Below are 26,122 nucleotides of genomic sequence, written 5' to 3'. Positions count from 1 at the left end.
GAGGGTCTTCAATGTCGTCAATATGATCGAGAAAGCTTGCGTCCATCGCCGGTCTCCTTCCCGGCCAACAGAATCCCGCTTGGTTGCCAGAGCGTTAACGATTCATGATTCCGCCCTGCGATATCGGCAACCGACGTCTTATGGTAGCCGATGCGGCGAAAGTGCTGCTCCGCCACCTCCAGAATGCGCCGGCGCACCTCGTTTCGATCAGGTGGCTTTCGAACCGGGCGATCCATCGATGTCTCCAGTGCTGATGCTCTTCGCGGCTCGCGTGGACAGTCATCGGCAGACGGTAAGATCGTGCAGGGGGCTTGCAAGTTTCAGGCAAAGCCCAAGGGCAAGAACTTGAACCGTCTTTTCCGACAACAGTGCCCTATTCGGCAGCCATCGCTGTTTGCAATTCCGGTTCTTCGGTCGAAGCCTGATGGGCCTCATCCGCAGTCGGCTTGATCCGGAACCAGGCGGCATAAAGAGCCGGAAGGAAGAGCAGGATCAGCACCGTGCCGGCCGCCGTGCCGCCGATCAGTGTGTAGGCCATCGATCCCCAGAACACGGAGTGCGTAAGGGGGATGAAAGCCAGCACGGCGGCGAGAGCGGTCAGGATGACGGGCCTCGTACGTTGCACGGTGGCCTCAATGACGGCGTGATAGTCGTCAAGACCGGCAGCACGGTTCTCCTTGATCTGTTCCGTCAGGATCAGCGTATTGCGCATCAAGATGCCGGCCAGTCCTATGAGGCCCAGAATGGCGTTGAACCCGAAAGGCTGGTTGAAGGCAAGCAGCATGGGCACGACCCCAACGAGGCCAAGCGGTGCCGTCAGCACGACCATGAACATCGTCGAGAAGGATCGTACCTGCAGCATGATGACGATCAGCATGGCGGCGATCATGGCCGGGAAGATCTTGCCCAAAGCAGTGTTGGCCTTGGTCGCCTCCTCGATTGATCCACCCATTTCGATGCGATAGCCGGCCGGAAGGGAAGCGATCAGCGGCTGCAGGGCCGTCATGATCTGCTTGGAAACCTCTGGAGGCTGCGTTGCCTCATTGATATCCGAGCGGACCGTGATGACCGGCAGACGATCGCGGCGCTTCAGGATCGGCTCTTCCAAGCGGACCTCCGAATGACCGATCTGGTCGAGTGGAATCTGGCGGCCGTCCCGGCTCATCAGCGAGAAATCCGCCAGACGCGACGGATCCAGCCGCTCAGCCCCAGCGCTGCGCGCCACGATCGGGACATTGCGAATGTCCTCGCGGACCTGTGTGACGGGAATGCCGGTGAGCAGGAACTGCAGCTGCTGGGCCACCTCCGCAGGCGACAGCCCGATGAGGTTCAGCCGATCCTGGTCAGGGATGAAGCGCAGTACGGGCGTGCGGTTGCCCCAGTCGCGATTGGCCTGTCGCACGTCCGGGACGCCCCGCATGATAGTGAGGGCCCTCTCGGAGATGCTATAGAGTTGCGCGGGATCAGGCCCGATGACCCGGAACTCGACAGGAAACGGTGTGTAGGGTCCGAACACAAGCTGTGTGACGCGCACATTGGCCTCGGGCGCGAGCCCCTGCGATACCGCCTCCCGGAGCCGGTGCTTCAGCGCCTCGCGCGCCTCGGCGTCCGGTGTCAGCACGACGATCTTGGCGAAGGCGGGATCAGGCAGTTCCGGCGCCATCGCGAAGAAAAAGCGCGGAGCGCCCTGACCGACGTAGCTTGTCACGATCTTGGCTTCGGGCTGGCCGTCCAGCCAATGCTCGAGCTTCTCCACTGTGGCGGTCGTGGTCTCCATGCTGGTGCCTTCCGGCAGGCGAACCTCGACCAGCACTTCGGGGCGGTCGGATGTCGGGAAAAATTGCTGTTTCAGGCTGCCCATGCCGACAACCGAAAGCGCGAAGCCGATGGCGACGACACCGCAGGTTACGAACTTGTGGCGCACGGCAAAGATGATGAGCCGCCGTAGGCGCCGATAGTTCGGTGTGTCGTATATGGCGTGAACGCCGCCTTCGACCGGTTTGATCGCTGGCAGCATCTTGACGCCAAGGTAGGGCGTGAAGACCACCGCGACGATCCAGGAGACGATGAGGGCAAACCCCACGACCCAGAAGATGTTGCCGGCGTACTCGCCGGCCGTCGAGCGTGCGAAGCCCACGGGCAGGAACCCAGCGATCGTCACGAGCGTTCCCGACAGCATCGGCGCCGCGGTATGGCTCCAGGCATAGGCCGCCGCCTTGATGCGATCCATGCCCTCTTCCATCTTCACCACCATCACCTCGATGGCGATGATGGCGTCGTCCACCAGGAGACCGAGCGCCAGGATGAGGGCGCCGAGCGTGATGCGATCGAAGAACCGGCCGGTCTCCAGCATGATGAGGAACACGGCGGCAAGCGTCAGCGGGACGGCGGCCGCCACGACGATGCCGACGCGCCAGCCCATGCTGAGCAGGCTGATCAGCAGCACGACGCCGAGCGCCATCGCGAACTTCAACATGAACTCGTCGACCGCCGAGGTGATGTTGATGGCCTGGTCGGACACCTTGTCGAGCGTTATCCCAAGCGGCAATGTCCGTGCGATGGCCGCCGTCCTGTCCTCCAGCGCCTTGCCGAGCGCGCGACCGTCCCAACCCTCCTGCATAACGGCCGCGAGCATGATGGTGGGCTCGCCCTGACGTCGGATGAGATAGGTGGGAGGGTCCTCGTAGCCGCGGCGGACCTGTGCAACGTCGGAAAGCTTCAGCGTCCGCCCCCCGGCAACGATCGGCGTGTCGGCGATAGCCTGGACACCGTCATAAGCGCCGTTGAGCCTGATGAAGACCTGCGGCCCCTGAGTATCGATCGAGCCCGCCGGCGTGACGGTGTTCTGCCTTTGCAAGGCCGCAACGATATCTTGTGCGGACACGCCGAGGGTTGCCAGCTTGGCATAGGAAAACTCGACGAATATCTGCTCCGGACGTTCACCGAGGATGTTAATCTTCTTGACGCCAGGCACGTGCAGAAGATCCTGGCGAATGGTCTCGGCCTGCCTGGCCAGCTCACGCATCGGCATGCCTTTTGCCTTCAGCGCATAGAGGGCGAAGCTCACATCCGAATATTCGTCGTTGACGAAGGGGCCGTAGACGCCGGGCGGCAGGTTGCGGGCTTCATCCCCGAGCTTCTTGCGGGCCTGGTAAAATTCTTCCTGCACGGCGGATGGCGGCGTGCTGTCCTTCAGCGTGACCGTCATATAGGCGTATCCCGGCCGCGTGGTCGTCTCGACCCGATCGTACCAGGTGAGCTCCTGAAGCCGCTTCTCCAACGGCTCGGCGACAAGGTCCTGCATCTCGCGGGCCGTCGCGCCCGGCCATGCCGTCGTGACCGTCAGGGTCTTGATGGTGAAGTTGGGATCCTCCGCCCGCCCGAGCATAAGGAACGCGTAGGCGCCAGCCGCCACGAGCAGGAGGATGAAGAACAAGGTGACGGCCCGTTCGCGAACGGCGATCGCTGAAAGATTGAGGTTCATTGTCAGTTGCTCCCGCTTTCGGAAGCAGTCCTGACGCGAGCGCCCTCCTGCAGAAGATGAGCGCCGAGCGAGACAATTTGATCGCTGGAACCCAATCCGGAGATCACGGCGGATTCGCCGGTCACACGAACAAGCTTGACCGGTTGAAAGTGTACGGTCGACGTGCCGTTGTCCAAGACCCAAACGCCGGTCTTCTTGCCGTCGTCGAGCACTGCCCCAAGCGGCACCTGGACTTCCGGCTGACTTGCCTGGGTTGCAATGCGAATGGTCACCGTCGCGCCAAGCGGCGCTGCCGCTGCCTCACCGTCAAGCACATAGCGGGCCTCATAGGTGCGCGTCTGGGCATCGGCGGAGTTGGACAATTGTCGCAGATGTGCCGCATGGCGTTGCTCATCACCCCCGTAGACGCTGGCCTCGGCCACGGAGCCGATCGCCGGCCGGATCGTTTCGGGAAGCGCGACCACAGCTTCGCGGGGGCCGGCCTGGGCGACCCGAACCACCGCCTGGCCGGCAGAGGCGACCTGACCCGGCTCGCCAAGCGTATCGACCACTGTTCCATCGGCATCCGCCACCAGGACCGCATAGGTCGCCTCATTCTCCGCGACCTTCGCTTCCGCTTCGGCGGCGGCGAGTTGGGCCGTGGCGGTTTCCATTGCGGCCTTCGCCTGCTCGTACCGCTGCCGGGGGACCCATCCATCTTTCAGCAGATTGGCGTATCGCCGTTCATCCGGCTCGGTCTGGGCGACGATCGCACGCGCGGCGACAACGGCATTATGCTTTGCAGTGAGCGCGAGACGAAGGTCGGTGTCGTCGATCCGCATCAACGGCTGACCGGCTTTTACCTGCTGACCGACATTCACGAGCCGTTCGATGATCTTGCCGGGAACGCGGAAGCCGAGATTGCTCTCCACCCTTGCCCCTATGATGCCCGTGAAGCTGCGTTCGGAACCGCTCACCTGCGCTGCCGTCGCCAGCCTGACGACGGGCGGCTCCTGCCTCGGGTCGGTCGAGGCGGAAGCTTCCTGCGCGGAACTGGCAAATGTGGCGAATGCCGTCGCCGCTGACACCGCGATCAACCCTGATCCCGCGATCAGGATCGCACCCAGCATAATAACCGGTCTCTTTTTCATGCCCATCGCCTTACGTCGAAATAGATTGCGTTCATTCTCTATTCTGTGTCCTGCGTCGCCCGAGATTCTGCGGACCATCTTCGCATCCCCCTTGTTAGATTGTGGTCGACCTCTATACCATTTAGATTTCGAGCGCAATCTAAAAAGGAGACATATTCGGTCCGCGACAAACCGCCACACCGCTCACGTGGCGAGCATCCGTCCCGCATCTCCTCTTGATAGATTGCGTTCGGTCTCTAACTGAGATATAGATTTTGGACGCAATCTAAAAATGGAGATGATGATGCGCGTAAGTCGCGTTCAGGCTGAGCAGAACCGGCAAACCGTGATCGATGTGGCCAGCCGGCTCTTTCGGGAGCACGGCTTCGACGGCATCGGCCTCAAGGATCTGATGAAGGGCGCCGGGCTGACCCAAGGCGCTTTCTACAAGCAGTTCGCATCGAAGGAGGACTTGGCGGCACAGGCATCTAGCCGGGCGATGGAACATGCGACCAGCAGATGGTCGGGTGCTATCGCTGCGAAACCGGAGGATCCGCTCGGCGCGGTGATCGACCTTTATCTCAACACGGGGCATCGCGAAGAAAAGATGGACGGCTGTCCGGTTGTTGCCCTCGGCTCGGATGCTGCCAGGCAGGGGAGCGACGTCAAAGCATCGTTCGAATCCGGAATCAGGGAATACCTCAAGATGTTGGGACCATGGGTCGGCGAGGCCGGCGGCGCGCAGCCCAGCGGCAAGGCCAGGGCCATTCTCTCGATGATGGTCGGTGCGGTCGTCCTCTCGCGCGCGGTCAACGACCCGGACCTCGCAAAGGCCTTTCTCGATGCGGCGACCGATCAAGTGCGCAAAGCAGTCGCGGCTTGAAGGGCATGCACAGCGCGACCGACACGCCCAAGCCATAGGAGAATGGATGCGACGGATTGTGGTTACGGGCGTAGGGGCGGTCACGCCGCTGGCCGCCAATGTCGAGGCGTCGTGGTCGCGTCTCCTGGCCGGTCGCTCCGGGGTCCGGAAGCTTCCGGACGATATGGTGAGCGACCTGCCGGCGAAGGTCGGCGGCGTGGTCCCCTGCGTGGAAGAAGACCCCGAGTCCGGCTTCGATCCCGATATGATCTTGGCTCCGAAGGACCAGCGCCGGGTGGATCGCTTCATCCTCTTCGCACTGGCGGCTGCGGATGAGGCGCTTGCCCAGACGAGATGGGCACCCGTGTCGCAGACAGATCGCTTGCGTACGGCGACGATCATCGCTTCGGGGGTCGGCGGCTTCCCGGCGATAACCGAAGCCGTGCGAACAGTTGATCAGCGCGGTGTTCGCCGTCTTTCACCCTTCACGGTGCCATCCTTCCTGGTGAACCTCGCGGCGGGCCACATCTCGATCCGCCATGGCTTCAAAGGCCCGCTCGGCGCGCCGGTCACGGCGTGCGCGGCCGGCATCCAGGCGATCGGCGATGCGGCTCGCCTCATCCGCGCCAATGAAGCCGATATCGCCGTATGCGGCGGAACCGAGGCATGCATGAATGTCGTCAGCCTTGGTGGTTTTGCAGCGGCACGCTCTCTTTCGACCTCCTTCAATCACCGTCCTGATCAAGCCTCTCGTCCATTCGACACGTCACGCGACGGTTTCGTCATGGGCGAAGGAGCCGGCGTGCTGGTGATCGAGGATTTGAACCATGCGCTCGCGCGCGGCGCCAAGCCGCTCGCCGAGCTCGTCGGCTATGGCACGACGGCGGATGCACACCACGTGACTTCCGGTCCTGAGGATGGCGATGGCGCGCGCCGTGCCATGGAGATCGCAATCGCCCAGGCTGGCATCTCGCCGCATGAGGTTCGTCATCTCAATGCGCATGCGACCTCCACGCCGGTGGGCGATCTCGGAGAGATGGCGGCGATCAAAAGCGTCTTCGGCGGGGATTTCACTATCGCCGTCAGCGGCACGAAGTCGGCGACCGGGCATCTGCTCGGAGCCGCGGGTGGGCTTGGCGCGATCTTCACCATCCTGGCGCTCAGAGACCAGGTAGCCCCGCCCACTCTCAATTTGAGCGCTCCCGATCCGGCGGGTGATGGTATCGATTTCGTCGCAAGCCAGGCCCGGCCATTGGCGATGGATTACGCGATCTGCAACGGCTTCGGCTTCGGAGGCGTAAATGCCAGCGCCTTGTTCCGGCGCTGGGACGACGAAGCTGGCCGGCGCGCGGCTTGACTGAGACCACCTGTCCTCATTCCCGACACACACAAAAGAAGAGAGCTGAAATGCTGACCTCGCCCAGACCCAACCTTCTGCAGATATCGGACACGCTCACTTTGCGTTATGAAAAGACCGGCAATGGGCCACCATTGGTCCTTATGCATACGATCCGCACGCAGCTCGAGTACTTTCGCGGTTTGGCACCCCTGCTCGCCGAGTCGTATACGGTGTATGCCATCGATCTCCCTGGACACGGTCATTCGCCGATCGACCCACTAGCGCCGTTCGATGAGCCGTATTTCAGGCAAGGCGTCATTGGCTTCATCGAGAAGCTCAACCTCACCGACGTCACGCTTGTGGGCGAATCGATCGGCGGCGCATTGGCGCTCACGGTCGCGGCGGCAATTCCGCAACGGGTCAAGCGCGTCTTCGCCAGCAATCCCTACGACTATGAAACCCGTTACGGAGATGGGCTCCGGCGTGGCAACTGGTTCGCGAATTTCATCATCGGAAGTTTGCAAGTCCCAGTTCTAGGCCCATTCAATGCCTGGATGGAAAACCAGATGGTACTCGGCAAGATCATGGGCGGGGGATATCACGATCCGCGTAAGCTTCCTTCCGACCTTCTTGCCGAGTTCGGCCGCGTCGCGAAGCGCCCTGGATACAAGCGCATCGCTCGCAAGGTGCTCGCAGGCTGGCGATCCTGGTCCGCGGCGCGGGACCGGTATCGGCTCGTCTCTGCACCCGTAACGCTCATCTATGGCGACAGCGATTGGTCGCGCCCCGACGAGCGCGAGCGGACCCGGGCACTGCTTCCCAACGCGCGCATGTTCACGCTCAAGAACACTGGGCACTTTTCAGCAGTGGAGAATCCATCGGAACTGGCACGCATCATACTGGGATCTACGGGTTGAGCTGGGTCCTCAGCGTCGTTCCACAAATAACTCTGTTGATAAGTATCCTATTACAGTTTGGCGTCGTATTCCCAAAATGAAAGATGAGTACCGATAGGCAACTTGGCTTGGGGGACTCATGAAACGGTTTCTTGTTGGCGCCGCAGTGCTTGCCTTGAGTGTTGTGGGCGCGGATATTTCTGCTGTCTCTTATATTAGCGGAAGTGCAGGGATAGTAGTGTTCGCGCAGGAGAGCCGGGGCTCTTCCGCGGCCACAGGAACATCTGCTGCCGGCTTCGGGAATGGCGGCGCGGCACTGGGATCAGGCGCACAGCCGGCAGGTGGCACGCCAGCGTCGGGCACTGCGGCGCCGGCGGCGGGAGATGCAGCATCAAGTGCGGCAACCGACAGCCCGGATGCGGCGGCCAAGGTTGACGCCAAGCCGGCGGATGCCAAGGCGACAGATACCAAGGCTGCGGATGCCAAGAGCAGCGGCAAGGCGGCCAAGACGACCGATACGGAAGCCGCCGCCGAGGCGCCGGCCGCTGCAACTACGCTAGCGACCACGACCACGACCAGCGGCGATCCAGAAGCCATTGGCACGCCGAAGGTGGATCTGCCGAAGAGTTCGGGCAACGGCAATCTCGGTTATTCCATCGGCATCGATGTGCCTGCCTTCCATGGCATCGAGCCGCAGATCGCGCTGAACTATAACTCATCCCGCAAGAGCAAGCTTGGTGGCCTTTATCAGGGCTGGCTCGGCTATGCATGGGGGCTCGACGGTCTCGATGTCATCGAACGGGCCACGCCGGGCTATGGCATGCCGGCCTACGATGCCAACGACATCTACCTGCTCGACGGCCAGGCGATGATCGCCTGCGTTGCCGGGATGGTCTCGCCGTCGTGTGCGACCGGCGGCACGCATGCGACCGAGAACGAGAGCTATCGCCGCATTGCCCTGAACGGCACCACCAATGAGTGGAAGGTGACCGATCGCGACGGCACCGTCTCGACGTTCCGCTCGGTGGCGGCCGTTGCCAATTTGACGCCAACCGCCGGCACGCCGGCCTATGACCTTGCCATGAGCTACCGCTGGCTGCTGACCTCGGTCGCCGACACCAACGGCAACAGCGTTTCATACAGCTACACCTGTCCGGCCAGCCCGGTCTGCTATCCCGACAACGTCAGCTACAACGGCACCATCGTAAAATTCTACTACGAGACCCGTCCCGACCTGATCCTGATGGGCAATGGCCGCGACATCTCTCTGACCAGCCAACGCATCAAGACGATTGGCATCACCGTTAGCGGCGCGGTGCGCGGCGCCTACAAGCTGACCTACGACCAGGCACCGTTCTCCAACGCCTCGCGGCTGACCGCAGTGACGCGTCACGGCACGGATGCAACGGTCGCAGCCGACGGTACCATCTCTGGAGGTACAGCGAAGGTGCTTGGGCAGATGACCTATCAGAATACAGATGGGATCTATGGAGCGGTGCCGGCCTCATTAGTAGGCGCGCTTGGAAACGTGTCGTCGCCGCGGGAAGTTGGCGATTTAGATTTCGATGGTCGAGATGAAATCTTTGGTGACTATATCCAGCGTGTGGACACTTGCACTCACAATCAAGGTCCTTGCCCTTCTTTGCAGCGGACTAAGTACATTTACAAATTCAATTCGAATGGCACACAGTCAGCTACAATATCTCTGCCCCTCGATACATTGCGAGGCTGGAACACAGACCCCAACCCTCCGGAGTATTTTTCCCAGTCAGGGCGGTTCCTGGCCAGCAAGAACACAATGGATTTCGCTGACTCAGCCATTCAGCCTTATGTCAATGGCGCCACCGGTCAAGTTACCTATACGGCAACCAAATCGATCATCAAGACAGACGGTTCGTTGGGTTTGACGAAATCGACCTGCGTGCCTGCCGGCTATCAAGCCATCTGCGACGCCCTGCCGACTGGCACTGAACCCGAGAACCGAGCGATTGCTGCCGACGCAGTCGGCGGCGGGGTCGATACGCTGAACGTCAACGGATCTTCTTCCCGCCTCAAAGGCATTGGCGACTTTCTTGGCAATGGCCGACAAGAACCGATCTACTGGGGCAGCGGCGGAACGATCAAAAAGGGAGTCCTATCCAACGGAAGCTGGCAAAGCAGCGGGGCTTCATTCTCGATCAGCTGCCCGAATACCGAGTACTCGGGTTTGGGTACCTGTGCTTTTGCCGACATTAATGGCGACGGTGCGACCGACATCTTCATCTACAATGGTACCAACGGTAACTCGAATCTGTATTTGTCGACCGGTGCAGGGTTCAAGACCTACTTGGTTTCGTCGATGGCGGGCGTGTCTGCCGTTCTGCGCGACTTCGACAATGACGGTCGGATGGACGTGATCACGGTTGGCGGCACTTTGACAAGTCAGTCTTACAGAACTGGCACCGTCCGGGCCTTTCCTTGCGCCCCTCTGGAACAACTATGACACCCGTGCAATTCGCGCTACCGTCATCGATTACGGCGGGCACGGTGGTTGGCGACTTCAACGGCGACGGCCTACCGGACTTCACCAACTACAACAACAGCATGATCATCTCGAATGCCGGCACCGGCAATCCGAACCTGGTGAAGCAGATCACGACGGAGCTGGGAGGGACGGTGGCGGTCGAGTACACGCCGTCGTCGACCTGGACGAACAACTACCTGCCGCAGCTGGTGCATGCGGTGACGAAGCTGTCGGTGAGCGACGGCCGTGGCCAGACGGCGGTGAGCACCTACAGCTATGCCGGCGGCAAGTACGATCCGGCGGCGCGCAAGTTCCTGGGCTTTGCCTCGATCGTCGAGACAAAACCGCTGGCCAATGGCGAGACCGCACCATCGAAGATCGAGACCACCTATCGGCAGGATCTGGCAAGCTACGGCCTGCCGTCGCTGACGGTGTGGAAGGATGGCACTGGGACCGTGCACAAGCAGGTGGCAGAGACCTATGCGGTCAATGCGGCGACAAAACCCTACACGGTGCAGAACACGGCGACCGACACGACGCTGACCGAGAACATCGCGCGCAACTTGCGCGTCGAGCGGGGCTTCGATGCCTACAACAACGTCACCAGCCTCAAGGACTATGGCCGCACCGATGTCGGTGGCGACGAGACCTGGACCGAGCGCTTCTTCTCGCCCAACACCTCGGCCTACATCGTCTCGGCGCTGATCGCCGAGCGCACTCATGCCGGGCTTACCGGCACGGATCCCTATGTCAGCTACAAGCACAATTATTACGACGGCAACACGACCGACGTCTGGGCGGTGCCGACCAAGGGCAATCTGACCTGGGTGCAGACCTTCAGCGATGTCACCGCGGGCAAGACGGTGAATCAGTATTTTGCCTACGACGCCTATGGCAACAGGATCGCGGCCATTGATGGTGTCGGCAACAGGACCGAGTGGGATTACGGGACGACCTATCACATCTTTCCGATAACCGAGCGGGCGCCGCGCTATTTCGCGACGGGCGGACAACCGGCCGACACGCGCTTCGTCTCAACCGCCGCCTACAATGCGGTGTGTGGCCTGCCAATGACGAAGACGGACTTCAACGGCATCGTGAAGACCTTCGCCTTTGATCCGTTCTGCCGGCTCTACCAAGTGTCGCAGAGCGTGACCGGCGCCTATGTCAAGACGCGTTTTGAGAACGAGGGCAATCCGGCAACCCAGGCGCTGGTCAAATACACGCCGCTGCCCAATGGGGTCGGCGAGGATTTTACCCGCTCGTATTATGACGGGCTTGGCCGGGTCTATCGCGTGGAAACACCCGGCGAGACAACGGCCGGTGCACGACGCATCGTCGAGACTGACTACGACCTTCGCGGCAATGTGCTGCGCACCGCCGCCCCGCGCTTTGTCGGCGAGACGGCGCAATGGACCACCAACAGCTACGACTGGGCCGACCGGCTGGTGACGACGGTCAATCCGGACACCAGCGAGCGCAGTTATCTGCCTTACCTCGCCACCGCCGTCAGCACTCCGCCGCGGCTATACGGGACAACGCTGACGGATGAGCTCGGCCACAAAACCACAACGGTCACTTCGGTGAGGGGCGATGTTGTAGCCTTCTATCGCGACACCTTGGGTCTTGGCCTGATGGAGAGCCACAACTACGATCTGCTCGGTCGCTTGATCGGCGTCACCGATCCCGGCGGCTCGACCTGGACCTACACCTACGACATGCTCGGCAACCGGCTGTCGGCGTCCGATCCCGATCTCGGCACCTGGACCTATGTCTACGACGCCGCCAACCGGCTGGTCAGCCAAACCGATGCCAGGGGCACGGTCACCACGCTCAGCTATGACCAGATGGACCGGCTGACGCTGAAGACGGCCACCGCGCCGGGCGGCGGCCCGGTGACGCTGACGCAGAACACCTACGACCAGGCGGCATCAGGCTATTACAACATCGGCCAGCTGACCCGCTCGGAAAACGCCGCCGCCGTCCAGCTCTACAACTATGACGGTCTCGGCAAGGTTGCCCGCCAGGATGCCACCATCGCGGGCATCACCAACACCACGTTCAACGTCCACGACGGCTCCGGTCAGAGCATATATGTCCAGTACTTCCCCGTTCAGCTCGACTTCGGTTCGAACACCAACCGCCTGCAATACACCGCCGGCAACAGGCTCTACTCCGCTCCCGGCTTCATCACCTCGACCATTTACGAGGCTGACGGCCAAACGAAGGAGATCACCTACGCCAATGGCGTGAAGACCACCTTCACCTACTCGCCGACAAGGCGCTGGCTGACGCGCATCACCAACGCATTCGGCGCCAGCATGCTGATGGACCGGCAATACATTCGTGATGCTGTCGGCCGCATCACCAACATTGTAGGGGCCGCCCCGGCAGGCAGCTGGAACTATGTCTATGACAATGCCGACCGGCTGATCTCATCAGACAATCTGGGCGACAACACGCTCGACGAAGCTTATGTCTATGCCGCCAACGACAACATGATCTCGCGCGCCCGTGTCGCCGGCACCTATGTCTATCCCTCGGCAAGCGCACCACGCCCGCATACGCCGATATCGGTCGGCGCCAATGCGATGGCCTATGACGCCAATGGCAATTTGACCTCCGACGGCAGCCGCACGCTGGTCTGGGACGAAGCCAACCGGCTGAAAACGGTCACGCGCGCCTCCAACGCCGTCAATCTCGCTTACGGCCCGGACGGGGCGCGAGCAAAAAAATCATCGAGCTTCGCCACCACGCTCTATCCCGACGCCAATGTCGAGATCGATCCGAAGACACCGGGCGCGGAAATCTACACGCGCTATCCACATCCCGACATCAAGGTCGTCGGCACGGCCAAATACTTCCTGCACCGCGAGCATCTGGCCTCGGTGCGCCAGGTCACCGACATGTCGGGCACTGTCGTCGAACAGACCAGCTACGCCACCTATGGCGAAACCCTCAACACCGGCTTCCAGACGCAGAAGAACTACATCGGCGAACGCTTCGATCCAGAGACCGGACTGCTGTATCTCAATGCGCGGTACATGGATCCGGTGCTGGGGAGGTTTATTTCGCCGGATGATTGGGATCCGACCAAGGAAGGTGTTGGCACCAACCGGTATGCCTATTCTCAGAATGACCCGGTCAACAAAAGCGATCGGAATGGCCACGGATGGGAAAGCCTATTTGGCGGAGGGGGTATTTTCAGCGGAGGCCCTGGAGCTGTTGCCGCCAGAGGTTACATCGGCAATCAGGCCGACATATCTGGACATGCGGGCGTTGATGCCGCCGTTAATACAGGAAAAGCGATTGTATCGGCTACTCCGGTCGGAGACTTGCAATCGATATACGAGGGAGTAAAAGAAAAAGATAAGGGAAAAATTGGGCTAGGCGTGGCGGGCCTTGCGCTGAGTGTGGCGCTACCCGAGGAGAAAATAGGGGCAGCGTTAGTTGAAAATGGACTAAAAGCAGTCGTAAAAGAAACCCCTCTATTATTGAATCCATCAATAAAAATTACTGCAAAAGGTTTGAAGCATACCGTAGATCGTCATACAATTAACAGCATATCGAAGTATGCGGATAAAAGTAAGTTTAGCAACGGTGAGGATGTAGAGTCATTAATAGATTTGGCGACGCAGCAAAAGGCGACCGTGCAGCCAAATGGAAACTTTGTTCGCACCCTTGACGTGAATAGGGATATTGGTGTTGACAGGTCAACAGGACAACCGACGTCGGTAATGTCTGTTGTTACCAATCCAAAGGGTGAATTGGTAACAGCCTTTCCAGGGAGGCCATAGAGTCTAATGTCGCTAGATTTCTCAATCCTTGATGCAAGTGGCGCCCCAAAAAAATCAGTCCCACTAGATGTCGAGCTTCATCATGAATTGTTGGTGGCCGCCAAATCTCTTGGGTTGGGCGAGGTTGTTAGATTCCATGATTACTATGAGGATGAGGAGATACCTCTTTCTTCAATACCGATATTTATGCAAGAAATTTTCATACTAAAAAACAACACTAACTCTTCCAGGTTACTGGATTTCTTAGAAAAAATGACATCGCTCGGGAGTTCCGCTTTATCAGAGAAGAGAAGCATCGTTGCAATATCGGATTGATTTCGAATTACAGTGCACTTTTTGCCATCTTCGCCCGTCCGCCGATGCGGCAAGGAATTACGGTGACAGTGCACTTTATTCATATTCGTTCGACCTTCATTGCGTGTAGATTGCTCCCATGGCTCGCCTCGCCCGCATTGTCGTGCCCAGTCTGCCGCACCACGTAACCCAGCGCGGCAACGGGCGCGCCAAGGTGTTTTTCACGCTTGGTGACTACGCGCTCTACAAGGCCCTCCTAGTCGAGCATTGCCGCGCCGCCGATGTCGGCATCTGGCCCTGATGCCGAACCATGTGCACCTGATCTCGACACCGGCAGACCCGGATGGCCTGCGGCGCGCGCTTGCCAAGGTGCACCAGTGCCTATGCCGGCACCATCCATGCGCGGCAAAAGAAAACCGGGCATTTCTGGCAAGGTCGCTTCGGCGCCGTCGCGATGGACGAGGATCGCCTGTTGTCGGCAGTGCGCTATGTCGGGCTGAACCCGGTACGCGCGGGGCTGGTGAGCCAGGCGGCGGATTGGCCCTGGTCAAGCGCTCGGGCGCATCTGACGGATGAAGCCGATGGCGTTACGGATCTGGGGCCGATGAAAGACCGGCTGCCCTCGTCGGCCGGACTGTTCGACCTGATCGAGACGGATGTCGCGGCTTTCGACGCCCTGCGCAAAGCCGAGAGCATCGGCCGGCCGGTGGGCAGCGAAGCATTTCTGGACCGGATTGCCGGGCAAACCGGAAGGGCCGTGAAATCGGGAAAGCGAGGCAGGCGGCGAAAAGAAAATAGTGCACTGTCACCGTAATTCAAGAAATTCTAAAAATGGTGGTCGCAAATAATGTCCGGCTCTAGTGCTCGCTTTCAACTTAAAGAGATAAATGACGGCGGCCGTCATTTGTCCGAAAAAGAAAAAGAATCCGTGCGTGGTATGCTGCTAGGGAAAATAGCGCGAGCACATATGGGCGACGGTATAATCCCAGACCGGAAAATCTATGCTCCAATGGTCAGAAATAACACCCGGCTACTGGAAGGGTGTTTGGGTATTCAAGGGCCGAGTAAAGGCACTTGGACAGAGGAAATGTTCGATGTTTTCTTCGGAAAGCATTTCGTTGGCGGGTGTTACCTTTGGGTGGAGCCTCCAGTAGGGCACATACCGGATCCTATCTTTTGGGCACCTTACAGTCCGGCGCGCCGAGACTGGCTATATATCTATGCAAGCAATTTGGGCATGCGACCTTGTGGAATGATGCGCGTGGACGGCCGCCTAGCAGTTTACGCCAATTTGGACTGTGATTTCACATTTGTATTTGGCGACGATGGCATCATTAAAAATTTTGACAAAGCATTTGGTGGGCGGGAAAAGATTTGTGAAGAATTTAACAAATTTTTGGATTCAAACGAAGTAGATCTTGGTGAAGGGAGTATATATGCGTTTATGAAGTTATACTTACCAGAGATTGGAGGTTGCACTTGATGGAATTACGGCGACAGTATTAGCCTGACCATCGCTGTGAGCAGCTTCAAAACCCCGCCTGATCGCGAAACAGCTCCGCATTGTCCAGCTTCGAAACCTCGATCACCGCTTGCGTGCGGCTGTACACATTGAGTTTGGAATTACGGTGACAGTGCACTTTATTCATGTTCGTCCGACCTTCATTGCGTGTAGACGGCCAGCATGGCTCGCCTTGCCCGTATTGTCGTTCCCGGTCTGCCGCACCACGTGACGCGGCGTGGCAACCGGCGCGCCAAAGTGTTTTTCGCGCCTGGTGACTACGCGCCCTACAAGAACCTGCTGGTCGAGCATTGCCGCGCCGCCGATGTCGGCATCTGGCCCTGATGCCGAACCATGTGCACCTGATCCTGACACCGCCCGACCCCGATGGCTTGCGGCGCGCGCTTGCCAAGGTGCATCGCGCCTATGCCGGCACCATCCACGCGCGACAGAAGAAAACCGGGCATTTCTGGCAGGAATTACGGTGACAGTGCACTTTTTACCATCTTCGCCCGTCCGCCCATACGGCAAGGGGCCTGCTCGGTGGCCATCTCTGTAGCTCACCGCAGTCTCGGCTGCTCTGGTCAAGTAGCCGGCTTCCCTAATTGATATCCAGATCTCAGGCATTAACCTGACCCGGCAGGTTGCCGCCCTCCGCCACCAACCCTGTGGATAGACCCCAAACACCCACATCATTCCCGACATCGGCTTGCAAAGGCCGTAGACTAAAAACCCAGGGGAATCGGGTGGATGTCGATCAAGCCGAGTCATCGGGTCGTGGTGTGCACGTTGCTGGCGATTGCCGGCTGCACCTCTGCGCCGGGCAAGGACTTCTTCACCGAGACCATCGACAGCCTGCACGCCAAGAACTCGCCGTTGCGGGCGGGCTACACCGGTCCCGGCGCCATCACCTCGGCCGCCGGCCAGGCGCAGCGCTTCAACGGCACGCAGTATCAGGGGTCGGGCCAGTTCGTCTCCTCCGGCGCGCCCGTCACCAAGGTGACGGCAGACGGTTCGGGCCAGTTCGAGCTCAACCTGATCAATGCGCCGATCACCGAGGCGGCCAAAGCGGTTCTGGGCGATGCGCTGCACCTCAACTACATCGTCGATCCGCGCGTACAGGGCACGGTGACCTTGCAGACCTCGCAGCCGGTGTCGAAGGACGCGCTGGTCGACATCCTGCAATCGGCGCTCGCGGTGAATTCCGCCGGCATCACCAACCGCGCCGGCACCTATCAGATCGTGCCGCTTTCCGAGATCATGTCCAGCACACCGCCGGTCAGTGTGCCTTCGGTTTCGCCGTCCGGCCCCGGCGTCAAGGTGCAGGTGCTGCAGCTGCAATTCATCGCCGCCGACGAGATGAAGACCATTCTCGAACCGATCACCCGACAGGGGTCGGTGCTGCGGGTCGATTCCGTTCGCAACCTGATCACGGTCGCCGGCAACGACAGCGACCTCAACGCTATCAGAGAAGCGGTCTCGGTGTTCGACGTCGACTGGATGCGCGGCATGTCGGTGGCGCTGCATCCGCTCAAGACCTCCAAGCCGGAGGCGGTTGCCGCCGAACTCGATTCCATCTTCGGCACCAAGGAAGGGCCCGGCGCCAAGCTCATCCAGTTTATCCCCAACGACAGGCTGAATTCGGTGCTGGTGATCACCTCGCGCCCGGCCTATCTCGCCCGTGCCGCGACCTGGATCAACAAGCTCGATAGGCTGGCCGAGACCAACGAAGATCAGCTTTTCGTCTACCAGATCCAGAACCGCCCGGCCAAGGAACTGGCTGCGGTGTTGAGCTCCGTGCTTGGCACCACGGTCAAGACCGAGGGAGATTCAGGCGGCTCGAATGTGTCGCCCGACCAGACGCCGATCGCCATGCAATCGGATGGCGTCACGCCGGTGCCACTGACCGGGCCGTCGCCTTCGATGCCGATGCAGGATGGACAGGCGCCGGCCCACGCCACGGTCGTCGCCGATGTCGAAAACAATGCGCTACTGATCCAGACCACAGCGCGCGACTACGAACGCATCGAGCAGATACTGGCCAAGGTCGACGTGCTGCCGACGCAAGTCATGCTGGAGGCTGTCATCGCCGAAGTGACGCTCAACGACGATTTGAAATACGGACTGCGCTGGTTCTTCGAGAATGGCGGCATGAACATCTCGGTGACCGACGTGGCAAAGGGCGTTGCCGCGGCGGCACTGCCCGGCTTCAACTGGAGCTACGCCACCGACAACATCCAGGTGACGCTGAATGCACTTTCCAGCATCACCGACGTCAATGTCATCTCGGCGCCGACCATCATGGCGCTGAACAACCAGAAGGCGATCTTGCAGGTCGGCGACCAGGTGCCGATCGCCACAAGGCAAGTGGTGGACCAGACGCTCGGCAGCTCGCCGGTCGTCTCGGTCGAGATGAAGGACACCGGTGTCATCCTGACGGTGACGCCACGCATCAACAATGCCGGCAGGGTCATGCTCGACATCCAGCAGGAGGTCAGCAACGTCACCAGGACGACCAGCTCCGGCATCGATTCGCCAACTATCCAGCAGCGCAAGATTCAGACCCGCGTCCTGGTCAATGACGGCGAGAGCCTGGCGCTGGGCGGCCTGATACAGTCGCGCAACAATGTCGACCGCACGCAAGTGCCTATCCTCGGCGACATCCCGATCATCGGCAACGCGTTCAAGCAAAAGACGGACAGCATCGGACGCACCGAACTGATCATCTTCATCAGGCCGCATGTCGTGCGCGACATCAACGAAGCGCGCGAGGTGACGGACGAATTCCGCGGCAAGATCAGCTTGCAGACGCCGATCCAGAAGCGACGCGGCGGCACCAAGCTGCAACAGGACCTGAAGAGGCTGGCGTATTGACGATGCACTCATTCCTCGTGCTGGCTGCCACGATCGCCCTGGCGGCTATTCTCTGCGCTATTTCGATCGCCGATTTCCGCCGGCAGATCATCCCGGATGGGTTCAACCTGGCCCTGGCCGGCATCGGCCTTGTCTATCAGATGGCGACGCAGGCGGACGGCCTGCCGGCGCGCCTGCTGTTCGCCGCCTTGACCTTTGCCGCTGCCTGGTTGATCCGGCGCGGCCATTTCCTGATGACCGGCCGGATCGGCCTCGGCCTCGGCGACGTCAAGATGCTGGCCGCCGCCGCATGCTGGATCAGCCCGCTGCTGTTGCCGGTGCTGCTGTTCGTCGCCAGCGCCAGCGCTTTGCTGTTCGTCGGCGGGCTGGTGATCGCGACAGGGCCGGCGGCGGCCAAAGCCCGTGTCGCCTTCGGCCCGTTCATCGCCATCGGCCTCGGCTGCAGCTGGGCACTGGAGCAACTTGCAGGTTTGGACATGGGACTGCTCTGATGATCACTCCACGCTTTACCTCTGAAAAATCCCGCCGAGAACGCGACGATCGCGAAAGCGGCTTCACCCTGGTCGAACTTCTGGTCGTGCTCGCCATCATCGCGCTGATCGCCACGCTCGCAGCACCTCAGGTGCTGCGCTATCTCGGCTCGGCAAGAACCAACGCGGCCAAGGCGCAAGTCCGCAACATCGAAAGCGCGCTTGAACTCTACTATGTCGACAATGCGAAATATCCGACCGCGGAGGAGGGGCTCTCGGCCCTGGTTGCGGCGCCCACAGGCGAAGCGCGTTGGAACGGCCCTTACCTCAAGGGGACGACCGGTCTCAAGGATCCGTGGGGGAGGCCTTATTCCTACGAAGTGAAGGCCGATGCGAGCGGCGTGGTCATCCGCAGCCTTGGAAAAGACGGCAAGCCCGATGGAACCGGCGAAGACCAGGACATCAGCAACTGATTTTTCTTCTCTATGGTCGGCGCTGTGTTTCGGGGCGCTGTGTTTCGTTCATGCCCGGCAGCTGCCGGGCATTGGCCAGATCGAGGCGAGCAAAACCGCTCGCCGAAAAGGCGGCACCATCGCGCTGAACCGACACGGTGAACCGCACTGCGGCGGGCAGGCGCCGCGGCGCATTCCAGCTCGACAACCATGATGAACCAGCCGTCGAACCGTCGAGATATTCGAATCTTATGGCGTTCACACCGCCGAGCAGCCGCACCGGCTGGCTCTGCGTCGACGCGCCGGGTCCGCTGCCGCGCCGTGTTTTCTGGACAATGGCCAGTGCACTTCCGCCAAGCGAAACTGCAATTTCGCGCAGCGCGGAGGATTTGAAGCCGATCGCCTGAACGGCGTTGAACTCGATCCGGGAACCATCGCCGTCGAGATAAAGCACCTGGTCCGGCGACGACTTCGACAAGGGCAAGGGCTCGGCATGGCTGATCGCCGTTTCCAGAAACCGCGATGCGGAATCGACCTCCATCTGGAATTCCGTTGCTTTTTCGATGCGCAGCATGGTTCGAGCCTGGCCGAGGAAGACCATCATCAGCGATGTGATCACGCCGATCAGGGCCAGCCCGACCAACACGTCGATCAGCGCAAATCCCTCGACTGATGCCGATGGTCCCCTTGATGATCTGGCGTCGGGCAGGGGGATGCCTGAACGGCGCTCCGGCCGGCAGACGGCGCGGATTTTCGAGTGAGCGCGGGAAAACAGGCCGCTCATTGAGCACCGGGCTCCTGCACCGGCACGAAGGTTAGAAACGGCCTGCCTGGAAACGCTCCGCCCGTCTTTTCTATGAGCACAGCCGTCACCTTGGCCTTCGACATTTCTATCGTGTACGTCTTCAGGGTCCAGCCGTTTGGCGCCGTGGTTTGTGTCCGGGCTTCGTAGTCGGCCAGCATCACACGCACCGTCCTGGCGGCTTCGACCTGGCGCTTGGCCGCGGCGATGCTGCGGCTCGCCAGAACGATCGACTGGCTGGCGATGCCAAGCACAAGCGCCAGGATGGTCATGGCGACGATCATCTCCAGGATCGAAAATCCGTCTTCGGAGGTCGGTTGAGACGATGGCGCCGTCATGGCAGCGCGCGCCAGGTTGAAAGCCCGGTCAGCCAGTTGACCGCGATGCGCGCGGTCCGCCCTTTTTGCAGCAGCGAGATGTCCATGCCGGAAGCGCTGCCATCGGGAAGGAAGGTCAGGACTGTCTGCCGGTCGGCGATGACGGTCTCCTGGCCGGTGGTCACGGTCATTTTGACATCGTCCGGCAGCGTGAGCGTGTTCTGTTCGCCGAACCGGAAGGTGCGGGTGCCGAGATCGACGAGAACCTGCCTGGGCCTGGCGGCGGCGATCGCCGATGTGCGCGACAGGCGCAGCCGCATGGTGATCTCGCCGGCCAGTGTCTCCAGGTTCCTGGTGCGATAGTTGCTGACCAGCCCCGGTGCAGCGATGGCCGCGACGAGGGCCATGATCGCCAGCACGACCAGCATCTCGACCAGAGTAAATCCGGCGGTTGCGTGTGCCGGCGCGCCGGCTCTCGACGCAGCTGTCATTGCAGCGCCAGGTCGTTGATGCTGAGGATCGTGGTCATCACCGAAATGACCAGGCTGCCGACGAGGAAACCGAGCGAAATCGTCAAAGCCGGGGTCAGCAGCTTCAGCACAGTGTCGATCCGGCGCGTCAGCGTCAGCTGGAGCATTTTCGCGGCCCGATCCAGGACCACGGGAAGGGCATTCGCCTCTTCGCCGAGCGAGACCAGCGACATCGTCGCATTGTCGAAAATCCCTGCCTTGACGATCGCGCCATGCAGGCGGGCGCCGTTGGCGACGGTTTCTTCGATCGCCGCAAAGCTTGCCGCCAGCGAACTCTGCCTGGAAACATTGGCGGCCAGGCCGAGCGCCTCGGTCATCGCCACGCCATTGCCGAGCAGCAGCGCAAGCGTTTCCAGATAGCGCGCGATCACGGCATCCCTGACCAGCGCGCCGATCAGCGGGATCTTCAACAGCCAATGCGAGAGGCGTTTTCTCGCACCGGTGGATCGGGACAGAAAAAGCCAGGTAAGCAGGCCGAGGACCGCCGCCAGCGGGAAGACGAACGGATAGTCGCGAAACACCGTGCCGAATGCAGAAAGCATGGTCATGGTGAACGGCTTGGGAGCAGATGAGCCTTCGAAAATCGGTTCCAGCGCCGGTACCAGGACCGTCGCCAGAATGACCAGCGCCCCGCTCATCACCAGCAGCAGGAAGGCAGGATAGGCCAGAGCCTCGATAATTGCCGCACGGCGTTTGGCCGTTGCCTCATAGGTGTCCGCCAGCCGCTGGCATATATAGGCCATCTTGCCGCTGCGCTCGCCGCTGGCGAGCAGGGCGGCAACGTCGGAGGTGATACCCGGCAGCCCGGCAAAGGCCTCGGCGATCGGCCGGCCGCCGGTTGTGAGATCGAGCACCGATTGCAGCTGTTGACGCCGCTGACCGTTGGCCTCGCCCGAAATGACCGCATGCAAGGCGCGGTCGACGGTGAACCCGGCATTCAGAAGCACCGAAAGCTCGGAAAACAGACGGCCGAGATCGACCTTGCGGGTCAACGTCAGCGCGCTGCGCCCGGGCAGGCGAAGCTGCTGCTTGTCGCCGCTCACAGGCGCAAGGTGAAAGGAACGGCGGCCCTGCTGCGCCAGTTTGCGCGCCGCATCTTGCTTGGTCGACGCATCGAGAATGCCGGTCTCGGTGCTGCCGTCGACGAGATAGGCGCGATAGGCGAAGGCCGGCATCAGCCCCCTCCCGCGAGATCGATGACACGCCGGACTTCGTCCATCGTGGTGACCTGCGATCGGGCAAGGGCGGTTGCGTGGACCGACATCGGCACGAGGTCGTCCTCGGCGGCAATTTTCCCGATCTCCATTTCGCCGGCGCCCCGGTCAATAAGCTCGGCGATGCGCGGCGATACCTGCAGCATTTCGTAGGTCACTGTGCGCCCGCTGTAGCCGGAGCCGTTGCAGGTGCGGCAGGCCGGGCCGGTTTGGTCGGCGCCGTGGCAGGTCGGGCAGACACGGCGCAACAGCCTCTGTGCGATGACGCCCCGGATCGTCGCGCCGAGCAGATAGCCGTCGATGCCCATGTCGCGAAGCCGCGTCAGCGCGCCCGCGGCACTGTTGGTGTGAAGTGTCGAGAACACCAGATGGCCGGTGAGCGCCGCCTGGACCGCGACCTGCGCCGTCTCGCGATCGCGAATTTCACCGAGCAGGATGATGTCGGGGTCCTGCCGCAAGATCGAACGCAGGGCGGCGGCAAAGTCGAGGTCGATCGCCGGATTGACCTGCAACTGGGTGATGCCCGCCATGCGATATTCGACCGGATCCTCGACCGTGAAGATCTTGACGTCCGGCCGCGAACGCTCGGCGAGGATCGAATAGAGTGTCGTCGTCTTGCCGCTGCCGGTCGGCCCGGTGATCAGCACGATGCCGTTGGCGGCTTGCGACATGGAGCGGATCTTGCCTTGCGCGACACCGTCGAAACCCAGTTTCTCCAATTTCAATTCGACGCCGGCACGGTCAAGAATTCGAAGTACGATGGCTTCGCCGTGAATCGACGGAATGACCGAGACGCGCAGGTCGACGTCGCGGCCGCGCACGGCGATGCGCATGCGTCCATCCTGCGGCAGGCGCCGCTCGGCAATGTTGAGGCGCGACAGGATCTTGATGCGGGTGGAGATGCCGGACAGCATCGCAATCGATGCGGTGTCGACGGTCGACAGCATGCCGTCATGCCGGAAGCGGATGCGGACGTGATCCTCGAGCGGCTCGATGTGGATGTCGGTGGCCCTTGCATCGACAGCCTTGTGGATGGTCTCGGCGACGAAGCGGACGATCGGCGCCTCACGGGCAAAATCCTTCAATCGTTCGAGGTCGTCGGGGCCGAAATCCAGGAATTCGCCACCGCCGCCGCCATTTGAAACGGCCTCCAGAGCCGATTGCTCGATGCGATCGATGCATTCGGTGATCGTGCGCCTCGGCAAGATGCGTAGCGCCAGTGTCCGCTCATAGTGAAAGGCAAGCGCGTCGATCGTTGCCGACGAGAAGGGATCGGCGACGGCGACAACTAGCCGCTCGCCATCCATTTGCAGCGGCAGGATCGCGTTTGCACGCAGGTAGACCAACGGCACGCTTGCCAGCATTTCGGGGCTGATCTGTTCGGGAATCTCGACCGTCGGTGCCTGGAGGTAGCGGCTGAGGCTGTTGGCAAGCTCCTGCTCGCCGATCAGCCCGAGTTCGGTCATCACCGTATCGAACGGATGTCCTGATGTCCGCGATGCCCCCAAGGCGCGTTGGACCGCGTGCGCAGTCAGCACTTTCTCTCCCTCGAGAAAGGCCAGAAACGCCTCGATCCCCTGGGGCTGGACGGGAGCGTTCATGAGCTCCACCCCTGCAGGAGCTGTGCGGCCTCGCTGCCGAAAAGCACCTCGCAGCCGGCACTGCCGGCGCCTGCCGGCAATGTGCCGGCGTCACGCGCAGGGCTTCGCGAGACGCGCCGGAACGCCGTGTCGCTCACCGGAGATTTCTCGATGATGAACTCGGCCTGACCCGTGATGCCGGATCCGTCGCGTCTGACGGCCACGTCGACCGTGTAGGCCGATGCCTCGGCAGCCTGAACAAGCGCGGCGCTGGAACCAGTGGCAAGGGCCGCGCGAAGACGGTTCGGTGCATGATCGGCGCTGATCGTGCCGCGCTTCGAGTTGACCGTGAAGGCGGCATGGAGGGCCTGCAGGGGCACTGACGCAAGGGCAGCGAACTCCTGCAGTTCGGACACAGATTCGAACGGCGCCTGCTTGTCTTGCGGCGGCCCGACGGCGCTTCTTGGCCCGGGCTGGCCGGCAAACAGCTTGGCGTTGTCACGAAACCGGAGCGCGGCCTCGGCCAGCGCTTGCGACGCCTGCTGCTCGAAGCCAAGCGATGCGAAACCAAGCGCCAGCAAATTGTCGTCGGCGGCATTGAGATCGATCAGCCCGCCGTGATCCTGGACGCGCACATCGAAGCTGAACGCACCCGACCGGCACGCCGCCGGTGTGGAATCCAGCGCAAACGTCTTTGTCCCCGAGCCGCCGGTCAATTCGCTCGCAACAAGATTGCCCAAGCCCTCGGCAAGCAGCGACAGGCGCTCCTGTTCTACCTCGTTGTTGGCGATCATCAGCCGCGTTTTGGCCGTCACGGCGAAGGGCACGACGATTGCCGAGACGATCAGCATGAACACCAGCACGGCGACCAGCGAAAAGCCGCTATTTGGGCTTTCGTTGCCTGCGCTTGCGCCGTCGTGAGGTGTGCGGCCGCTCATAATTCCGGGACCGGGGGTGGCGGAGGGGGCAGTGGTGGTGGCGGGAGGTTCTCCCATGGCGGATAAAGCAGGATGTGGGCCACCTTGCCGTCACGCTCGAGCACGGCCTGATCCTTGTCGATCGCCGACACCTTCCAGCCATCGACGGTCTCGCCATTGCCATACCAGACAGCAGCATCGCTGCCCGCGACGCGCAGCAGCGCCTTTGCCGCTCCGCCGTTTCTGCTGATGCCCAGCAGCGATGGCGTAACGGCCGGTGCGGCTTCGGGCCGTGGAGCCGGCTGCTCGGCCGGTGCGACGGCGATTTCCACCGGCTGCGGCGGGACTGGCGGCGGCACGATTTTCCGGCGCGTCGGTGTGAACAGCGGACGCTGGAACGTCTCGCTGAAATCGCCGGCCTCAGGAAACTGCAGCGATCCCGCCGCTGATGCCAACGCGCCGTCATGCCCTTTCCCGGAGGCGACCGGCGTGATGTCCACCGGCGTGCCGTAGAGCACGACATTGACCAGGATGAGGCCCGCGATCATGGCCGCAATCGCCAGGCCGGTGACTTTCAGGGTCATGGCTTGACCCCACTGGCTGCCGATGCGCCTTGCGTTTGCAGCGGGCCGTAAAACAGGATCTCGGCAAAGATCTCGGGGTCGCCGCTGTGCCCGGCGGCCGGTCCGACATCGGTCGTGCGCACGGTGGCCTCGCGAATGAACAGCACCGGAAGCGACGTTTCGATGGCGAGAACGGCGTTGTGAATGCCCTCGAGCGGCCCCGAAAGGTTGGCCCGCAGCCCGATGAAATCGACGCCGGCTTCGCTGAGCACCGGTGCATTGCCGGCCGACAGCACGTTCACGCCATTGGCGGCGGCGATCGCGTTCAGGCGGGTCTGCAGCCCGCCGCGAATGATCGCTTCGCTCTCGCCGGTGAGAAATTCGGTATTTGCTGCCACTGCCGGACTGGCGGCGCTATCGAGGCGCTTGGCCAGTGCCGCCACGCTCTGCAACTGGCCGAGGAGCTCGCGCTTCTCCTCGGTCCCGGCCTGTGCCGAGGCGACACTGTCGAGCGCCGCGAACACCACCCAGGCGAGGACGCCAGCCGATACCGCCGCGATGGCCAGCGCGATCAGGCGGCGAACCAGCGGGCTGGTGTTGAGGATGGCGAAGAGCATC

Annotated in this window: 23 protein-coding genes and 2 pseudogenes; 13 read left to right on the top strand and 12 right to left on the bottom strand. The window is 61.4% G+C overall.

Going from position 1 to position 26,122, the window contains the following annotated elements:
- Positions 1-116: 116 nt before the first annotated feature.
- The 3 genes and pseudogenes from NKI20_RS15705 to NKI20_RS15695 all read right to left on the bottom strand — a co-directional run.
- Positions 117-236, bottom strand: a pseudogene (locus NKI20_RS15705) (TetR/AcrR family transcriptional regulator); the annotation flags it as partial.
- A gap of 137 nt (positions 237-373) precedes the next feature.
- Positions 374-3,484 (bottom strand): efflux RND transporter permease subunit, encoded by a 3,111-nt coding sequence (locus NKI20_RS15700; protein ID WP_352831780.1) that lies wholly within the window; start codon positions 3,482-3,484, stop codon positions 374-376.
- Positions 3,485-3,486: 2 nt separating this feature from the next.
- Entirely contained in the window at positions 3,487-4,614 is a 1,128-nt protein-coding gene (locus NKI20_RS15695) for an efflux RND transporter periplasmic adaptor subunit (protein WP_352831778.1), read from the bottom strand.
- Between the two features lie 283 nt (positions 4,615-4,897).
- Here NKI20_RS15695 and NKI20_RS15690 point away from each other — a divergent pair, with 283 nt between their 5' ends.
- From NKI20_RS15690 to NKI20_RS15655, 8 genes are all read left to right on the top strand, one after another.
- Complete coding sequence (locus NKI20_RS15690) at positions 4,898-5,476, top strand: TetR/AcrR family transcriptional regulator (protein WP_352831776.1); 579 nt, start codon at positions 4,898-4,900, stop codon at positions 5,474-5,476.
- Positions 5,477-5,522: 46 nt separating this feature from the next.
- A complete protein-coding gene (fabF, locus tag NKI20_RS15685; RefSeq protein ID WP_352831774.1) occupies positions 5,523-6,812 on the top strand; it encodes a beta-ketoacyl-ACP synthase II in 1,290 nt (429 codons plus the stop codon).
- Positions 6,813-6,862: 50 nt separating this feature from the next.
- Positions 6,863-7,711 carry an alpha/beta fold hydrolase gene (locus tag NKI20_RS15680; protein ID WP_352831772.1) on the top strand — a complete coding sequence of 283 codons (849 nt, stop codon included), beginning with the start codon at positions 6,863-6,865 and terminating at the stop codon, positions 7,709-7,711.
- 118 nt (positions 7,712-7,829) lie between these two features.
- Complete coding sequence (locus NKI20_RS15675) at positions 7,830-10,172, top strand: FG-GAP repeat domain-containing protein (RefSeq protein ID WP_352831770.1); 2,343 nt, start codon at positions 7,830-7,832, stop codon at positions 10,170-10,172.
- Complete coding sequence (locus NKI20_RS15670; protein ID WP_352831769.1) at positions 10,169-13,990, top strand: RHS repeat domain-containing protein; 3,822 nt, start codon at positions 10,169-10,171, stop codon at positions 13,988-13,990. The genes NKI20_RS15675 and NKI20_RS15670 overlap by 4 nt, the downstream gene beginning before the upstream one ends.
- 433 nt (positions 13,991-14,423) lie before the next feature.
- Complete coding sequence (locus NKI20_RS15665; RefSeq protein ID WP_245266632.1) at positions 14,424-14,585, top strand: hypothetical protein; 162 nt, start codon at positions 14,424-14,426, stop codon at positions 14,583-14,585.
- A 153-nt stretch (positions 14,586-14,738) separates the two neighbouring features.
- Positions 14,739-15,098, top strand: coding sequence for a hypothetical protein (locus tag NKI20_RS15660; protein ID WP_245266631.1), 360 nt, complete (start codon positions 14,739-14,741; stop codon positions 15,096-15,098).
- Between the two features lie 33 nt (positions 15,099-15,131).
- The gene (locus NKI20_RS15655; RefSeq protein WP_352831766.1) at positions 15,132-15,767 is read left to right on the top strand and encodes a hypothetical protein; all 636 of its coding nucleotides are present in this window, start codon (positions 15,132-15,134) and stop codon (positions 15,765-15,767) included.
- 46 nt (positions 15,768-15,813) lie between these two features.
- Here the strand turns inward: NKI20_RS15655 and NKI20_RS33730 are convergent.
- Positions 15,814-15,903, bottom strand: a pseudogene (locus tag NKI20_RS33730) (DNA-binding response regulator); the annotation flags it as partial.
- Between the two features lie 65 nt (positions 15,904-15,968).
- On the opposite strand from NKI20_RS33730, the gene NKI20_RS15645 reads away from it, so the two are divergent.
- From NKI20_RS15645 to gspG, 5 genes are all read left to right on the top strand, one after another.
- Positions 15,969-16,130 carry a hypothetical protein gene (locus NKI20_RS15645; protein WP_023759615.1) on the top strand — a complete coding sequence of 54 codons (162 nt, stop codon included), beginning with the start codon at positions 15,969-15,971 and terminating at the stop codon, positions 16,128-16,130.
- Positions 16,130-16,273: a transposase gene (locus tag NKI20_RS15640; RefSeq protein WP_023759614.1), complete on the top strand. Its 144-nt coding sequence runs from the start codon at positions 16,130-16,132 to the stop codon at positions 16,271-16,273. The genes NKI20_RS15645 and NKI20_RS15640 overlap by 1 nt, the downstream gene beginning before the upstream one ends.
- A gap of 262 nt (positions 16,274-16,535) precedes the next feature.
- Positions 16,536-18,659 carry a type II secretion system secretin GspD gene (gene gspD, locus NKI20_RS15635; RefSeq protein WP_352831764.1) on the top strand — a complete coding sequence of 708 codons (2,124 nt, stop codon included), beginning with the start codon at positions 16,536-16,538 and terminating at the stop codon, positions 18,657-18,659.
- Positions 18,660-18,661: 2 nt separating this feature from the next.
- Entirely contained in the window at positions 18,662-19,150 is a 489-nt protein-coding gene (locus NKI20_RS15630) for a prepilin peptidase (protein WP_352831762.1), read from the top strand.
- Positions 19,150-19,602 carry a type II secretion system major pseudopilin GspG gene (gspG, locus tag NKI20_RS15625; RefSeq protein ID WP_023759611.1) on the top strand — a complete coding sequence of 151 codons (453 nt, stop codon included), beginning with the start codon at positions 19,150-19,152 and terminating at the stop codon, positions 19,600-19,602. Before NKI20_RS15630 ends, gspG begins: the two co-directional genes overlap by 1 nt.
- A 10-nt stretch (positions 19,603-19,612) precedes the next feature.
- Here the strand turns inward: gspG and NKI20_RS15620 are convergent, their stop codons facing one another.
- From NKI20_RS15620 to gspM, 8 genes are read right to left on the bottom strand one after another with little or no spacing between them, the layout of a single operon-like run.
- Positions 19,613-20,365 (bottom strand): type II secretion system protein GspJ, encoded by a 753-nt coding sequence (locus NKI20_RS15620; protein WP_352606471.1) that lies wholly within the window; start codon positions 20,363-20,365, stop codon positions 19,613-19,615.
- Positions 20,362-20,721: a PulJ/GspJ family protein gene (locus tag NKI20_RS15615; protein ID WP_352606469.1), complete on the bottom strand. Its 360-nt coding sequence runs from the start codon at positions 20,719-20,721 to the stop codon at positions 20,362-20,364. The genes NKI20_RS15620 and NKI20_RS15615 overlap by 4 nt, the downstream gene beginning before the upstream one ends.
- A complete protein-coding gene (locus tag NKI20_RS15610; RefSeq protein WP_023759608.1) occupies positions 20,718-21,191 on the bottom strand; it encodes a prepilin-type N-terminal cleavage/methylation domain-containing protein in 474 nt (157 codons plus the stop codon). The genes NKI20_RS15615 and NKI20_RS15610 overlap by 4 nt, the downstream gene beginning before the upstream one ends.
- Entirely contained in the window at positions 21,188-22,405 is a 1,218-nt protein-coding gene (locus NKI20_RS15605) for a type II secretion system F family protein (RefSeq protein WP_023759607.1), read from the bottom strand. Before NKI20_RS15605 ends, NKI20_RS15610 begins: the two co-directional genes overlap by 4 nt.
- The gene (locus tag NKI20_RS15600; protein ID WP_352831759.1) at positions 22,405-24,045 is read right to left on the bottom strand and encodes a GspE/PulE family protein; all 1,641 of its coding nucleotides are present in this window, start codon (positions 24,043-24,045) and stop codon (positions 22,405-22,407) included. The genes NKI20_RS15605 and NKI20_RS15600 overlap by 1 nt, the downstream gene beginning before the upstream one ends.
- Positions 24,042-24,962, bottom strand: a complete 921-nt coding sequence (locus NKI20_RS15595) for a hypothetical protein (RefSeq protein WP_352831757.1) — start codon at positions 24,960-24,962, stop codon at positions 24,042-24,044. The genes NKI20_RS15600 and NKI20_RS15595 overlap by 4 nt, the downstream gene beginning before the upstream one ends.
- The gene (locus NKI20_RS15590) at positions 24,959-25,525 is read right to left on the bottom strand and encodes a hypothetical protein (protein ID WP_352831755.1); all 567 of its coding nucleotides are present in this window, start codon (positions 25,523-25,525) and stop codon (positions 24,959-24,961) included. Before NKI20_RS15590 ends, NKI20_RS15595 begins: the two co-directional genes overlap by 4 nt.
- Positions 25,522-26,121 (bottom strand): type II secretion system protein GspM, encoded by a 600-nt coding sequence (gene gspM, locus NKI20_RS15585; RefSeq protein WP_352831753.1) that lies wholly within the window; start codon positions 26,119-26,121, stop codon positions 25,522-25,524. Before gspM ends, NKI20_RS15590 begins: the two co-directional genes overlap by 4 nt.
- Position 26,122 lies beyond the last annotated feature (1 nt).

Source organism: Mesorhizobium sp. M0830, assembly GCF_040319965.1.
Taxonomy (GTDB): Bacteria; Pseudomonadota; Alphaproteobacteria; order Rhizobiales; family Rhizobiaceae; genus Mesorhizobium.
The sequence above is the reverse complement of the archived record's forward strand: the minus strand, read 5'-3'. Positions and strand labels throughout refer to the sequence as shown.

Excerpts from the sequence above, each read along its gene's own strand:
- NKI20_RS15690 (WP_352831776.1), top strand. The coding sequence starts at position 4,898 with ATGCGCGTAAGTCGCGTTCAGGCTGAGCAGAACCGGCAAACCGTGATC.
- NKI20_RS15595 (WP_352831757.1), bottom strand. The coding sequence starts at position 24,962 with ATGAGCGGCCGCACACCTCACGACGGCGCAAGCGCAGGCAACGAAAGC.
- gspG (WP_023759611.1), top strand. The coding sequence starts at position 19,150 with ATGATCACTCCACGCTTTACCTCTGAAAAATCCCGCCGAGAACGCGAC.
- NKI20_RS15645 (WP_023759615.1), top strand. The coding sequence starts at position 15,969 with ATGGCTCGCCTTGCCCGTATTGTCGTTCCCGGTCTGCCGCACCACGTG.
- NKI20_RS15590 (WP_352831755.1), bottom strand. The coding sequence starts at position 25,525 with ATGACCCTGAAAGTCACCGGCCTGGCGATTGCGGCCATGATCGCGGGC.
- NKI20_RS15640 (WP_023759614.1), top strand. The coding sequence starts at position 16,130 with ATGCCGAACCATGTGCACCTGATCCTGACACCGCCCGACCCCGATGGC.
- NKI20_RS15600 (WP_352831759.1), bottom strand. The coding sequence starts at position 24,045 with ATGAACGCTCCCGTCCAGCCCCAGGGGATCGAGGCGTTTCTGGCCTTT.
- NKI20_RS15605 (WP_023759607.1), bottom strand. The coding sequence starts at position 22,405 with ATGCCGGCCTTCGCCTATCGCGCCTATCTCGTCGACGGCAGCACCGAG.
- NKI20_RS15620 (WP_352606471.1), bottom strand. The coding sequence starts at position 20,365 with ATGAGCGGCCTGTTTTCCCGCGCTCACTCGAAAATCCGCGCCGTCTGC.
- NKI20_RS15670 (WP_352831769.1), top strand. The coding sequence starts at position 10,169 with ATGACACCCGTGCAATTCGCGCTACCGTCATCGATTACGGCGGGCACG.
- NKI20_RS15665 (WP_245266632.1), top strand. The coding sequence starts at position 14,424 with ATGGCTCGCCTCGCCCGCATTGTCGTGCCCAGTCTGCCGCACCACGTA.
- NKI20_RS15660 (WP_245266631.1), top strand. The coding sequence starts at position 14,739 with ATGGACGAGGATCGCCTGTTGTCGGCAGTGCGCTATGTCGGGCTGAAC.
- fabF (WP_352831774.1), top strand. The coding sequence starts at position 5,523 with ATGCGACGGATTGTGGTTACGGGCGTAGGGGCGGTCACGCCGCTGGCC.
- NKI20_RS15655 (WP_352831766.1), top strand. The coding sequence starts at position 15,132 with ATGTCCGGCTCTAGTGCTCGCTTTCAACTTAAAGAGATAAATGACGGC.
- NKI20_RS15615 (WP_352606469.1), bottom strand. The coding sequence starts at position 20,721 with ATGACGGCGCCATCGTCTCAACCGACCTCCGAAGACGGATTTTCGATC.
- NKI20_RS15675 (WP_352831770.1), top strand. The coding sequence starts at position 7,830 with ATGAAACGGTTTCTTGTTGGCGCCGCAGTGCTTGCCTTGAGTGTTGTG.
- NKI20_RS15630 (WP_352831762.1), top strand. The coding sequence starts at position 18,662 with ATGCACTCATTCCTCGTGCTGGCTGCCACGATCGCCCTGGCGGCTATT.
- NKI20_RS15680 (WP_352831772.1), top strand. The coding sequence starts at position 6,863 with ATGCTGACCTCGCCCAGACCCAACCTTCTGCAGATATCGGACACGCTC.
- NKI20_RS15610 (WP_023759608.1), bottom strand. The coding sequence starts at position 21,191 with ATGACAGCTGCGTCGAGAGCCGGCGCGCCGGCACACGCAACCGCCGGA.
- NKI20_RS15700 (WP_352831780.1), bottom strand. The coding sequence starts at position 3,484 with ATGAACCTCAATCTTTCAGCGATCGCCGTTCGCGAACGGGCCGTCACC.
- gspM (WP_352831753.1), bottom strand. The coding sequence starts at position 26,121 with ATGCTCTTCGCCATCCTCAACACCAGCCCGCTGGTTCGCCGCCTGATC.
- NKI20_RS15695 (WP_352831778.1), bottom strand. The coding sequence starts at position 4,614 with ATGAAAAAGAGACCGGTTATTATGCTGGGTGCGATCCTGATCGCGGGA.
- gspD (WP_352831764.1), top strand. The coding sequence starts at position 16,536 with ATGTCGATCAAGCCGAGTCATCGGGTCGTGGTGTGCACGTTGCTGGCG.